Here is a 13,072-nt window from a genome sequence, read left to right as displayed (position 1 = left end):
AATTTTGATTGAATTGAAATACCCATAAATCAGGAGCTTGAATAAAGAAAACTCGATACTTCTTTAATAAGAGCTTCACCTTTCTCCCAAGGAACCAAATGCCCCGAGGCAATTTCCCTATATTGAGCTCCTTTTATTAACGAGGCAAGTTCTTTCGTTTTTTCAACAGGGACCATGCGATCGTATGTTAAACCAATTACTAAGACCGGTGCAGTAATACTGGTAAGCAGGGGACGAATATTTATCCCTTTATCAAGTTCTGAGTGGTTATCTGTTCCCGTGGACAGAATCCCTCCGAATTGGTGTGCCATTTGATGCAATTCCTCGATACTGCTGAATCGATGATAAAAATCCGGACTAAATCCGGTATGAATCAAAAATTGTGCAAACAGCGCACGATCCAAATGATATAGTTTTTGCCATAGGTCAAATTGAAAGGTGGATGATAAATTGCTCTCTACCCATCCGGCTATCAGTGTGACTGATTTCACCCTGTCCTGATATTTAGCCGCTATTCCTGCAGCAATCTCTGCCCCAAGAGAATATCCCACTACATGGAATTGCCCGATACCTTCTTGTTGAACCGCTTGTATATGCTGTTCAATCAAATCATCCATTTGCAATTTTCCCGTTTGATCCATTGTGTAACTGGAACGGTTGTAATTGGGAGAAATAATTTTATAATTTTCAGATAGGTACTTGATCATATCTCCCCAAGTATTCTCATATGTGCCACCTGTCCCATGGACCAACAGCAATCCTGGTCCGTTTCCATCAACGGAGTAGGCTACTTCCACATTACCTAACCTAACAAATTTATCCATATAAACCTCCTTGAAACGTTTTTTTATTTTACAAACCAAATGTTACCTAATAAACTAGTTAAAAGTAAGTACGCACTTTTTCGTTTAATACTTACTAGAAAGGAAGTAATGGTTATGACGGTATATCAGGAAATGTATGAAATAAACGGAAAACAATTTCAATGCCCCATAGAACTTTCGGTCTCTATATTTTCAGGAAAATGGAAAACCACTATTATTTGCCAACTTCTCGAAGGAAAAAAGCGATATGGGGAGCTTCATAGAAACATCGCCGGGGTTACCCATAAAATGCTCGCAGAACAATTGCGGGAACTGGAGGAAGCAGGAATTGTCCACAGAGAGGTTTATCCCGTTATACCACCCAAAGTTGAATACGAGTTAACAGATCTTGGTGAAGGTTTAAGACCAGTTGTCCAATACTTGCAGGAATGGGGCATGAACTTTGGGTCTAATACGACAGAAGAATGATAGAAGACCGGCAAATAAGAAGAAATGTAATAGAAATATCTTGTTCATGGAGACGAAAATGAAGTTCATTCTAACGATGCCATCGCCATAAATACAGAAAACAATTTTCAAAGAGAGCAAATAATATGAATGTCCTGCCGCGTGATAGGTCCAGCCATTGCCACATTCATAACCGAATATTCTGATACAAAAAGACTGACAATTGTACATACCTAAATTGGAATAAGGAAAAGTAGAAAAAGCATTAAAGAGGATAGCGATAAAAAATAAACTAAAGATAAATAGTAATTTTCGGGAGAATGGAAGGTCTGCGTGAAATAGTAATAACGAAACTAACTAAATAAATGAAAAACGCCAAGGATCCTTGATAGGGAGGGAACCTTGGCGTTTTTCGTTCTTACATACGTTACCCTGAAAATTCCCATTAACGACAAAACAGAAGGACATTCTAGCTGTCTTCAAGCTAAGAATGTCCAACAATCCCCTTCTTCCATTAAAGGGCCATTTAATTGAATAAGAGTATTGAATAATAAGCTAATATTTGGAATAATTAGGTTAATAAAATAAATGTTTTAGTTGTTCCTCGATTAATTTATTGACTTACACACATATCTTCTAGGAGTTCCAATAATAACAAAAGATTACCCTTAAGGAAGAGTTAAATAAAAGGTTAGTTGGAAGGTGAGGAAATGAAAAGAATATTAAGAATGTCACGATTGGAACCGGAAGCTGTATTTAATCCACGTAAAGAGTATGATCCAGAAATGTATGTATCTCGCCCTGAACACGAGCGTCAATTTAAAAATGCTCTTAGAAATGACCTTTGTATATTAGTTCATGGCCAAAGTGGGACAGGAAAAACTTGGCTAACTAGAAGAGTTTTGATTGAGGAAGAATATTATTTTAAACCGATTAATCTTGCTAGTGCCTCCTCAGCACAGAGTATTTCCACATGCTTTAAAAACATTATGGCTAGAGAGAACTGGCAAATAAGGACAAAATATACGGAAACTAAGAGAGCAAATGTAAAAGTTGCTGTAGCAGACGGTGGGGTAAGTCACACAGCTGAATACGTAGATAACATAGATTATTTTTTAGAGTTCTTAAAATTTATGAAATATAGGTCAAGGAACAAAGAAAAAAAGAGGTATATTGTCTTTGAGAATTTTGAAGCAATAGTTGGTAATGAGGAACTATTAAAGGAACTGACGAACCTTATAATATTAATTGACGATGATGAAGTACTTAAATACAATACTAAGATTATTGTGGTAGCTGCGACGAGTGATATACAAAGTTATTTTAAGAAGGTTTCAAATATAAATACTATAGATAATAGGGTTATGGAACTTCCAGAAATAAGAACACTGACAACACAGCAATCCTTTGAATTAGTGGACAGAGGATTTTCAAAGTTAGATATAACTTTCCCTTCCAATACAGACAAACAATTGTATAAAGAAAAAATTGCATGGGTAACTGGTGGAGTACCTCAAAGATTACACGAATTTTGTCTAGAATTAAGTATAATGTGCAAAGAGAATGATTGGATTGCTAAAAAAGAGTATTTACAGATAGCAACTAAAACCTGGTTAACGACTTCTTTAAGCAAGAATTACGCAGCAATATCGAGAATATTCGTATACGATACTCAGAAAATATCTAGAAAGAATCAGGTATTATTCTGTTTGGGATTGAAAGAGAAAGAACAGTTTACTTCTGGTGAAATTGCACAAGACATGTGTAATGAATTCCCATATTCAACTGAGGGTACTAAACTAAATCCTACAAAGATAATGAATGACCTTTGTAAAACAGATCCGATTATATTACATAAAGATGAGGATACCAAGAAATATAAGTTTGCAGATAACAAGTTTATTTTGTGTTTAAGATCAATGTTATACAAAGACGAAGGAGAAATTATTAGTATTTATGATTTAGATGAAATTTAGGAAAATAAAACTTTCACCTTATTTTGAGCTGTTATTTTCCATTGTAAGAGGCGGTTGCTGAAAAAGCAGCCGCCCTTTGTCAATTAAAGGTTAATCGAAGAATATTGTTCTTGACCAACAAAATGTTCTGAAAATAAGTACTATATTAGAAGAGCTGTCAAAAGATGCTCTATTTTTTTTACAATACCTCTGTTTTCTCTCGAAAAAAGTTGAAACTTTTTAATGACAATCTCACTCTAATAAGCGGAAAGGAGGTCAAATTGATGAAAGAACTTACTCTTATTAAGAAGGCTATAAATGGAAACAAAGAATGTCTAGAAAAACTTCTTATTATTCATGGAAATCAATTGTACCGTACTGCTTACTTATATGTTCGTAACCGAGAAGATGCCTTGGATGTTGTCCAAGAGACATCATATAAAGCCTTTTTATCAATTAGTCAATTGAAAAACGAAGAGTTCTTTCTAACTTGGCTAACAAAAATCCTTATAAACTGCTCATATGATGTACTAAGAAGGAATAAGAAAGAGTTGCCCTTTAACAATATGACCAATCTCACTTCAGATAGTCAAAGGGAAAAAAGAGAGGAAATTCTAGATTTATTAGAAGCAATTAATAGGCTTAATGAAAAACACAAAAATGCTATTATTCTTTTCTATTTTCATGATCTTTCTATACGTGAAATTGCCAAAGCATTAAATTTACCTGAGAGTACGGTAAAAACAAATTTGAGGAGAGGTAAAGAGCGATTAAAAAAGTTGTTAGGAGGAATGAGCTATAATGGAGAAAAAATCATTTCAAGAAGTATATGAGAAGATTGAAGTACCTGAAGATGACGTTTTGGATGCAATAATTGCTGGAAAAAATCGTGCTAGTCAGAGTGTATCTAAAAAGAAAAAAAGAGCAAGGAATCTTGTATGGTCGTCAGTTGCCGCTGCAACTATTTTCATTTCTTCAAGTTTGATTTCTCCTTCAATATCTCAAGTAATGGCAGAAGTACCTTTGTTAGGAAATGTATATACTGTTTTTAATGATGCTGTAGGTCGAAATTTACAATCAAAAGATTTAATTACAGAATTGAATCAAGTATCTAGTTTTAAAGGAGTAGATGTATCTATAAAGAATGCTTATTATGATGGAGCTGTAGTAGGAGTTACTTTTTCTGTTGAAGGAAATGTAAGAACTGAAGAAGACGGCCGTGTTCAAGGGTTTTATGAAATATTTGATGGTAAGGGTGGCATTTCTGATAGTAAAGAATTGGTATATATGGAGTCCTCAAAAAATGGCTATATAGGACATATACAATTAAGCTATCCCCAAACTGTATTACCTTCAGATACCTCTTTCCCACTTGAATTCAAGAGAATAGGTGGCAAGGATGGTAGTTGGCGGTTCGATGTTCCTATAAACCAATTACCATATGAAACAGTAACAATTGATAAAGGAACTAGCAACGAGGAAGCAGAAATAAATATCCATTTTGATTCTATTATTCAAGGTAAAGCATCAACAGCCATTAATTATACAGCTTCTTTTCCGATTGAAGGAAAGCATAATCAAGTACGATTAGAGGCATATGATGATCAAGGTGAAGAAATCAATATCTCCACAGACGGAATAGACCTAGAGTCTATCGAAAGTAACAATAGAGTTATTGTTAAAGGTAGAAGCATTATTCCATTTTCAATAAAGGGAGAAGCAAGTTATATAGAGGTGTTTCCTAAAGTAGCATTAAGTTTACCCGACCAATTTATTAAGCTAGATGAAGTAACTCCTATTAAAATAAATGATGGAATGCAAGGTTTTGCTGTGGAAATAGAAGATATCTCCGTTGAGGAGAAGAGCATTTCTTTCGATTTTCAAATAAATAAAGGTAATAAGATGAATAAAGATTTTTTGTTTTATAAAGATTTCGCTCGCAATGACGTTGAACTGGTTAAAGAATCAGAAAAAGAAAATTACCAGAAGCCAATTAAACACTCTGTCGAAATAATTAATAAAGATGACTTACGATTTACAAGCAAATTTGATATTAGCAAAATTGATGATTTCAACTTAAAAGATTATGTGATTAGAGTTAATTTGGGAACATTGAGCGCTAATATTCCTGTTGAGTTAGAGAAGGTTAGGATTAATTTAAATTGATAGAAGTTTAACAGTCAATTTTCTTATGCGAATTGGGAAAAAGCTGAAGATCATTTAGTTGATTTTCGGCTTTTTCTTTGTTCAATTATAAGGGGAGTTCCAGAATAACGTAAAATCCTTTTAAAGTTTACCTTGAGTAAATTGTTCTATTTTGAAATAATTGGTATTAAGTTAAAGGGCAGTATAGTGGAAAAGTAATTTTGTTTGAACGTTTATAATAAATACTCGTCTAATTGAGTAAGGAGGGGAAAATGAAAATTCAAAGGTTATTTTTAGTTCTGCTCGCAATGTTTTTATTTATAGTTACTGGTTGTGTGAACGGAATTGAAAACGAGGAACAAAAAATTGAAGTGGAAAAGCGTATTGGTGATGAAAATAAATATGAAGACTACAAAGAAATTACTAACAACGAACAAGTTCAAGAGGTTAAGAAAATATTAGATAATATTGATTGGGAAATTGCAAAAGTAAATATGGCAAGTCCTGCTGATTACAGATTTGTATTTCAATTTAAAAATCCTGAAATAGAAGCAAAAGCCGTGTTATATGAACTTTGGATAAGTCCAAATAAAGATAAAGTGGAACTAATAATAGATGCTGAAAGTAAATATTTTCAATTAAATGAGGAAGGTTCCGCCGTTTTATTTGAAATATTAACAGGAGGAAAGTTATCAGAGGTTGTTGTAGAAGAAAGTTAAGCCTTCTTCAGTTAAAGGGGGCGCGCGACAAGTTCTGCTATAAGCGCTATTAAGCGTGAAAAGCAGGGAATTTATTTTTTGAATTCTAACTTTACAACTGAGGATGGGAATGACGGTTCCATGTTACCCGAAACCATCCCGTCAATACTCCTGCATGCGTTATAGCTGACAGGTTATAGGGTGTGAAGCACAGGTAGATTCGGCAGAACGAAGGCTGAAGCCTAAAAAGGTATGCCAACGGATATGCCGCACGGCTGAAAAACTAGATATGGTGAGAATGTTCCTTGAGAAGGGAACTGACGAATTTCCGAACGTACAGGTCTAGATTTAAGACGTAGGGAAACTTATGTGCCATCCATAGATGGCGTGAGTGGCGCGGAGTAAAATTGCCCCCTCTGAAACACGTTATACCGAACAAAGGCGGTATCCAGCTCACAGGCTTACAGGAAACACCTAATTCTAGAATGGATAGCTACGTTGTAAGGGACTTGGAAAGCAAGGAACGTTGAACCAAAGGCTGTCACCTGAAACGTTTGCCGTAAAGAGAATTCTGAAAGGCATTTATTCTTGTGAGGGTAGGGGTACGACTAAGGAAGCTCCTGTAATGGGAGTGGAGGAACAGCCCCAAGTCTACCGAATGGAACGATTATTTTCCAAACGTGCATCGTACCGGTCGGGTAGGAATGTGGGGACACCGCTCGAAAAGGAGAGGTGCCACAGTGTGAGCTCAAAAAAATCAGGAAGACGTGAGAACCTTCCTGTTACTAAGAGTAACGAGGAACTTATAGTCTAGTACATATCAGTAGATGGAGCGCCGGATGCTGGGAAACTAGCACGTCCATGGTGTGGAGCAGGGGAAAAGCCGGAGATAACTTCAAACGCTTACCTATTGCTAACGTTTGCTGACCAAGCAACCGCTTTCCTTGTGTACTTCGCCAAACGTTATCATCTTCGGCCAACCGGTTGAATAGTGGAATAATTTAAAAAACGCTATACTAATCTATCAGTATTTGGTAATATATTACTTAGAGATGTAAAGAGAGGGGAATCTATACACAATGTGGAAAAACTTGAAATGATTAAATAATTAGATATCGACGATAGCGGTCCTTTGTATTCTAAGGGGTACGTTTATTTGTCTATCTTGAAAATCATTCAAGGGATACATGGTGTGGACAATTAAATTCCCATTGCCTTAGCAGATACCTTGGTATATCTGCTTTTTATTTTGGGGTTGAAAGTACATCTCTATTGACACATTCATAGAGTCCCTAAATTTGGGGGAATAGTTTATGACCAGTCAGTTCGAAAAAGAAGAAATATTATCAGGTGGAAATGTCTCTAATGTATATCGTCTGGGAGATACTGTGCGAAGAGACTTAAAAAAAGAGAGCCAAAAAATTCATAAAGTATTACAGCATTTGGAGAAAAAAGGTTTTAATAGTGCACCAAAATTTTTAGGAATTGATGATAAGAATAGAGAAGTATTATCATATATTGAAGGAGAAGCAGGGAATTATCCGTTGAAAAATTATATGTGGTCTAAAGATGCTTTAAAAGAGGTAGCGAAAATGCTTCGTCACTATCATGACGCTGTAAGTGATTTCTCTATTGAAGAGAGTTGGAAACCTCTTGATAACACCCCTCAACCAATTGAGGTGTTATGTCACAATGACTTTGCCGTTTACAATATTATTTATAATCACGGAAAGCCTGTGGGTATTATTGATTTTGACGTAGCAGCGCCAGGCCCAAGACTTTGGGATATAGCCTATACGCTCTACACATGCGTTCCTTTGAGTAGACATTATCATTTAGAATCAGGTGAGGCAGTCAATTATGACCCATTAAAGGATGCCGATCGTATAAAACAAAGAGTGAAACTCTTCTTCGAATCATATGGTGTGGAAGGAATGGAAACTGGCTTCTTAGAGATGGTTATCTTACGCGTGGAAGGTTTATGTAAAACCATGCAAAGAAAAGCTCGAGAAGGAGATAAGGCTTTTAAAAAAATGATTGATGAGGGCCATTATGATCATTACCAACAGGAGCTTAAATTCATCCGAAAATATGGGCATGATTGGATTTGACAGTAAGGTTTTGTTGAACTAATGGTTACTTAAGTTGGAGATATAACTGATATTAGTATTGAAATTGTAAGGAAAAGCTGAGTGACCTATGCTGGTTTTCAGCTTTTTCAATATTCAGTTAAAGGGCAGTTTAACGGAGTAAGCGGATTCAGAAATTATTCCACATAACAGAATAAGGAGATACAGCCGTTTCATAAAGGAATGGCTGTTTTTTGTACCTCTCCCAGGAAACTGACGGTAATACTATTTAAATTTTGGCAAGCATTAAGAAGTATTTGAATCATCTGCTCTTTTTCCACCGTCTTTTTTTACTTTGCTGGAGGAAACAGAATCATTAAATAATTGTCCAAATACTTGGAGTAGCTACTCCTTGGAACCAACCCACCTACTTTTTTGGTTCGATCGGTTAGTAATTAATCTCCATTAATAGATAATTGTTGCTGTGGGAAACTACAATTAAAAATGGGGGTTAGAATATGCTTTGTAAACGAGTGCTATTGCTTTTTTTTATTATAACTTTGACTTCAACTGTTCTGAACCAAAAGTTTACTTTTGCTGAAATCGTCAAATCAAAACGTGTTCAAGCTAAAGAGATTAAATACAATCACAATAGTATTAAGATTGAAGAACTCGTTAGTAAGATTGGCTTTAATGTTCTTATCCCTGATAAACTACCTAATGATTGTACATTGGAGATTAAAACATATCCTGAAGGGGCAAATGATGGCTTCACTCAAATCAGATTACACTATATGGATAAAGATGATAAAGTTCCGTTAGTCGGAATTGGACAAAGAAAATTATCAAAAACTCAATCGGAATTTTCATTTCAAGATGCGGAAACCATTAATATTAATGGAAACAAAGGATATTTTAAAACCTATGATAATGCTCCTGGTGGAATACTTACTTGGAATCAAGATGGAACTTTTGTAGAAATGGATAGTAACACTGTTACCAAACAAGAAATGATAGAAATTGCAGGATCGATGAAAGTGTTTAAGTAAAATACTTAGCATTACAAATTAGGTTTAGACAAATAAACTCAATATAAAGGGGCTTATCCAGAACAGGATAACCCCTTTATTGTGAAATTTGGAATCAAGCTAATGGTCAGGATTATGAACTCCAAGAAGTTACTATATACAATTGGACAAGTGTAATAATAACGTTGACTTTTTCATAAATTTTAACATTAACCACTTTGTGGAGGGATACTAATGAGTGAATATATTTTGATTTTTGTAGCTCTCCTTATGACTATTGCCCTTCTAAGTCTTATTGACTTTATCCTAAGAGTGCTGTCATTAAGGAATTTTTATGGAGCTACTTTGAATTTACTATTATTTTGTATACTAATAATGGCTTCTTTTATTATTATAAATTGGGATACTGGTGTAAAGCTGGTATTAGATTAAAGTCCTTTTTATGTAATTTATGTATTATTAGGTTATTCCTTTAACGAGGACAATAACTGAAGATCAGCTAATTAATCCGGCTATTGCCCTTCTTCAATTATTGGGCAGAATTGTTGAAGACTTGAATTCAAGCCAAATCCCTTTTTTACCAATATTTATGTTATGATTTGGAAAAAAGGAGGAGATTTAATGAGAGATTCTAACCAACAAGTATCTGATGAAGAAGTTGCGACATCAAGACCTCGATTACATAAGTTGAAAATTAAGAATTTCAGAGCAATTGGACCAACCCCTGTCACAATCGATTTGGATGAGATTGTGGTTTTAGTAGGACCTAATAATGCAGGTAAAAGCTCCATATTAAGAGCTTATCAAGTAGTAATGTCGGAAGGGTCAAATAATGCAAAGTTATCAATTGATGATTTTCCTAATAAGGTAATAGATCCTAATAATGCACCTGAAATTGAATTACACTCTATTGTTAATTCAGAAAATTCACCAGGGAAAAGGTGGATCGACAATTCATCCGGAGAAATGATAGTCAGGGAAAGATGGAAATGGGCAGAGCCTGGCTCTCCAAGGAGACAAGGTTATGATGCTGATATCAATGATTGGGCTGAAGAAGTACCATGGGGAGCTGCTAATGTTGCAAACTCACGAAGGCCAGAACCCCATAGGGTAGATGCATTTGAAAACCCAGAGGATCAAGCGAAATCAATTATTAAAATATTAGAGTCTATTCTAAATGAGAAAGTGAAGGAAGTAACTTCAAATATAGAAGCAGATGGTGATAGGTCTGAATTTGGTTCGCTTTTAGAACAGATAAAGGGAATACAGAAAAAGATTGTTGACGAGTCAGAATCTCAAATAAGTATAGTTGAATCTGAACTAACTAGTTCAATAAATAAAGTATTCCCTGGATATCAAGTTAGTTTTGATGCCAAACCTGAAGATGAGATAGAGAAATCAATTAGTTTTTTTAAGAGTTCACCTCAATTATTAATGGGTCCTGAGAATGGTTTTAAAAGTGATATCGAAAAGCAAGGTAGTGGAGCACGAAGAACACTCCTATGGGCTGCTTTAAGGTTCATCACAGAGAATGGATATCATAAGAAAAGTAAAAAAGATCGTCAAAGTTCATTAGAGAGACCTAATGTGTTACTAATTGATGAACCAGAATTATGTTTGCATCCAAGTGCAATTAGAGAAGCATGTAAAGTACTTTACGACCTGCCTAAAACTAATAACTGGCAAGTGATGGTGACGACACATTCTCCAGCATTCATAGATTTATCTAGAGATAACACTACAATTGTTAGAGTGGAAAGAGATATTGATGGAGCTATTCAGGGTACCACACTATTCAGGCCTGATAAAGTACAACTTGATGAAGATGATAAACGTTTATTGAAACTTTTAAATCAATTTGACCCATATGTAGCTGAGTTTTTCTTTGGAGGACGTTCAATTATTGTTGAGGGTGACACCGAATATACCGCATTTAAGTATGTAATTAATAATGAAGGCGATTTCTTTAAAGATACCCATGTTATTAGAGCGAGAGGGAAAGCAACGATAGCTTCATTAGTTAAAATTCTGAATCACTTCAATTGTAGTTATTCGGTGTTACATGATAGTGATACACCGTTAAACAAAAATAAAGGTAAAAGTGCGGCTTGGGGAACAAATAATAATATCTTGAATTCTGTAAAGCGACATTCTACTCCTGAAAAGGTAAGGCTTGTAAGTTCTATTAAAAACTTCGAATCTGCTTTCTTAAGCAAGGAAGTAAGTAGTGACAAACCTTATAATGCTCTAATGGAGTTGACTAGGGATGATGAGGCTTATAAAAGCATAAGAGAGCTCTTACATGCTTTGTACAATCATGACCATAACTTACCAAAAGGTGCTATGGAATGGGATCACATTTCTCAACTTGAGGAAGCTATTAGTGAAATGTAAGTATTTTAGATTATTTTTCTGAATTAAAAAGGTTGTTTTCAATTCATATCTTTCCGTTAAAGGGGGCTTATCTTTAATATGATAAGCTCTTTTTTGTGTGAAAAAATAGATTGAGTTATCAATTGTAATTTGAAATAATTGGTATTGGGGTAAGGGAGTTTAGTTGAACAAACAATCAGATATATGGAGAGATTTAAATGAGTAAAGTAGGAGTTTACAAGGTGGATATTACACCGCCATTAGGTATTGAATTTATTGGATACCATAGACCGACAGGGGTTACAAATGTTGATGAACGAATTTATGCAACAGCGTTTGTGTTTGAAAGCAATACAACTAAAACTGTTTTTATTAGTATTGATAATATAGGAATGCTAATAGAAGATACATCAATAATCCGTGGACAAATTGCAAATGAATTAAGTATCTCATCTGAAGAGATTACTGTTGTTTACACACATACTCATTCAGGACCTGCGACGGTTAGTAATAGTGATGTCGTGAAGGCATATAGAACGATATTAATAAGGAATGTTGTAAAAGCTGCGGTTAAGGCAAATGATAATGTACAGCTTTCTGAGGTTGGATGGAATGTTACATTGGGCGATATTGGAGTTAATCGAAGAGAAGAAACAACTGAAGGTAAAGTAAAGATGGGAACAAATGAAAATGGTATCGTTGATCCGCGAATAGGAATTTTGGCAATTAGAAATCAAGCTACACAAAAGTTATCAGGAGCAATGGTATTTTGTACTGCCCATCCTAATGTCTTAAAGTCAGACAGTGACATCTTATCAGCAGATTATCCAGGCCTAACAAGGGAGGTTCTTGAGCAGACGCTTCATTGTACAGTGATAATTGTACAAGGTGCATCTGGAAATGTTAATGCAAAATATCGCGGTTCATTGAAAGCAATAGAGCAAATGTCGTATGCATTAAGTGGCCATGTTCTCACTATGATGCCTACAATTACTTTCGGCTCTATTATTAAGCTCAATACTATTTCTACTAAGTATAAAATGAACTTAAGAGACATACCTGAACCTGATAACATAAAAAGAATGGCTTTATCAGCTGAAGAACAATGGGGAGTCAATACAAATAAATGGCTTACGGTTATGTTAAATAAGTACAACCAGCATACAAAAAAATTATCGATTGATTTGGAAATTCAACTATTTCAAATCAACGAAGGTTCTTTTTCAGGAATACCTATGGAACCCTTTTCAGAATCAGCTCTTGATGTCCAAGAAAAACTTAACAATAAACTTGCTTTTTTTGGAGGCTATACCAATGGTTATCTCGGTTATTTACCTACAGAGGAAGCATATCCATTCGGAGGCTATGAAGTCGAACTTAATCCTGTAGTATATGGACCAGTTACAGGTTTGTGGATGCCTCCAGTCGAAAATACAGCTGAAGTGGTTGTTAACAAAGTCTTGGAACTACATAGAAACTGAATCTTATTCAGCAAACGGGGCCGATAGCTGAAGGTCCGGCAGCTGATCTTCA

Annotated in this window: 10 protein-coding genes and 1 pseudogene; 9 read left to right on the top strand and 2 right to left on the bottom strand. The window is 35.1% G+C overall.

The genetic code is table 11. The features are described from left to right. Positions 1-29 precede the first annotated feature (29 nt). Entirely contained in the window at positions 30-824 is a 795-nt protein-coding gene (locus F0342_RS10960) for an alpha/beta fold hydrolase (RefSeq protein WP_149155956.1), read from the bottom strand. Between the two features lie 114 nt (positions 825-938). On the opposite strand from F0342_RS10960, the gene F0342_RS10955 reads away from it, so the two are divergent. The 6 genes from F0342_RS10955 to F0342_RS10930 all read left to right on the top strand — a co-directional run bounded on the left by F0342_RS10955 (position 939) and on the right by F0342_RS10930 (position 8,180). Further along, a complete protein-coding gene (locus tag F0342_RS10955) occupies positions 939-1,292 on the top strand; it encodes a winged helix-turn-helix transcriptional regulator (protein ID WP_316252601.1) in 354 nt (117 codons plus the stop codon). A gap of 689 nt (positions 1,293-1,981) precedes the next feature. Next, positions 1,982-3,247, top strand: a complete 1,266-nt coding sequence (locus F0342_RS10950) for an ATP-binding protein (RefSeq protein ID WP_149155955.1) — start codon at positions 1,982-1,984, stop codon at positions 3,245-3,247. 263 nt (positions 3,248-3,510) lie between these two features. After that, a complete protein-coding gene (locus F0342_RS10945; protein WP_149155954.1) occupies positions 3,511-4,059 on the top strand; it encodes a sigma-70 family RNA polymerase sigma factor in 549 nt (182 codons plus the stop codon). Then, entirely contained in the window at positions 4,028-5,392 is a 1,365-nt protein-coding gene (locus tag F0342_RS10940) for a DUF4179 domain-containing protein (RefSeq protein WP_149155953.1), read from the top strand. Before F0342_RS10945 ends, F0342_RS10940 begins: the two co-directional genes overlap by 32 nt. A 251-nt stretch (positions 5,393-5,643) precedes the next feature. After that, positions 5,644-6,090: a YhfM domain-containing protein gene (locus F0342_RS10935; protein WP_149155952.1), complete on the top strand. Its 447-nt coding sequence runs from the start codon at positions 5,644-5,646 to the stop codon at positions 6,088-6,090. Positions 6,091-7,382: 1,292 nt separating this feature from the next. Beyond that, positions 7,383-8,180, top strand: a complete 798-nt coding sequence (locus tag F0342_RS10930; RefSeq protein ID WP_149155951.1) for a phosphotransferase — start codon at positions 7,383-7,385, stop codon at positions 8,178-8,180. Positions 8,181-8,371: 191 nt separating this feature from the next. Here F0342_RS10930 and F0342_RS25405 read toward each other — a convergent pair. After that, a pseudogene (locus F0342_RS25405) lies at positions 8,372-8,562 on the bottom strand (IS1595 family transposase); the annotation flags it as partial. 94 nt (positions 8,563-8,656) lie between these two features. Between F0342_RS25405 and F0342_RS10925 the strand changes: the two are divergent. The 3 genes from F0342_RS10925 to F0342_RS10915 all read left to right on the top strand — a co-directional run bounded on the left by F0342_RS10925 (position 8,657) and on the right by F0342_RS10915 (position 13,020). Next, entirely contained in the window at positions 8,657-9,187 is a 531-nt protein-coding gene (locus tag F0342_RS10925) for a DUF4367 domain-containing protein (RefSeq protein ID WP_149155950.1), read from the top strand. 600 nt (positions 9,188-9,787) lie between these two features. Beyond that, positions 9,788-11,560, top strand: coding sequence for an ATP-dependent nuclease (locus tag F0342_RS10920; RefSeq protein WP_149156088.1), 1,773 nt, complete (start codon positions 9,788-9,790; stop codon positions 11,558-11,560). A gap of 197 nt (positions 11,561-11,757) precedes the next feature. Then, positions 11,758-13,020 (top strand): neutral/alkaline non-lysosomal ceramidase N-terminal domain-containing protein, encoded by a 1,263-nt coding sequence (locus tag F0342_RS10915; RefSeq protein ID WP_149155949.1) that lies wholly within the window; start codon positions 11,758-11,760, stop codon positions 13,018-13,020. Positions 13,021-13,072: the final 52 nt, after the last annotated feature.

This window comes from Bacillus sp. CH30_1T, from assembly GCF_008364765.1.
In the GTDB taxonomy this organism is placed as follows: Bacteria; Bacillota; Bacilli; order Bacillales; family Bacillaceae_B; genus Rossellomorea.
Note: the sequence above shows the minus strand (reverse complement) of the source record. Positions and strands in the feature narration are given on the sequence as shown.

Coding starts and splice junctions, on each gene's coding strand:
- F0342_RS10960 (WP_149155956.1), bottom strand. CDS start 824: ATGGATAAATTTGTTAGGTTAGGTAATGTGGAAGTAGCCTACTCCGTT.
- F0342_RS10955 (WP_316252601.1), top strand. CDS start 939: ATGACGGTATATCAGGAAATGTATGAAATAAACGGAAAACAATTTCAA.
- F0342_RS10950 (WP_149155955.1), top strand. CDS start 1,982: ATGAAAAGAATATTAAGAATGTCACGATTGGAACCGGAAGCTGTATTT.
- F0342_RS10945 (WP_149155954.1), top strand. CDS start 3,511: ATGAAAGAACTTACTCTTATTAAGAAGGCTATAAATGGAAACAAAGAA.
- F0342_RS10940 (WP_149155953.1), top strand. CDS start 4,028: ATGGAGAAAAAATCATTTCAAGAAGTATATGAGAAGATTGAAGTACCT.
- F0342_RS10935 (WP_149155952.1), top strand. CDS start 5,644: ATGAAAATTCAAAGGTTATTTTTAGTTCTGCTCGCAATGTTTTTATTT.
- F0342_RS10930 (WP_149155951.1), top strand. CDS start 7,383: ATGACCAGTCAGTTCGAAAAAGAAGAAATATTATCAGGTGGAAATGTC.
- F0342_RS10925 (WP_149155950.1), top strand. CDS start 8,657: ATGCTTTGTAAACGAGTGCTATTGCTTTTTTTTATTATAACTTTGACT.
- F0342_RS10920 (WP_149156088.1), top strand. CDS start 9,788: ATGAGAGATTCTAACCAACAAGTATCTGATGAAGAAGTTGCGACATCA.
- F0342_RS10915 (WP_149155949.1), top strand. CDS start 11,758: ATGAGTAAAGTAGGAGTTTACAAGGTGGATATTACACCGCCATTAGGT.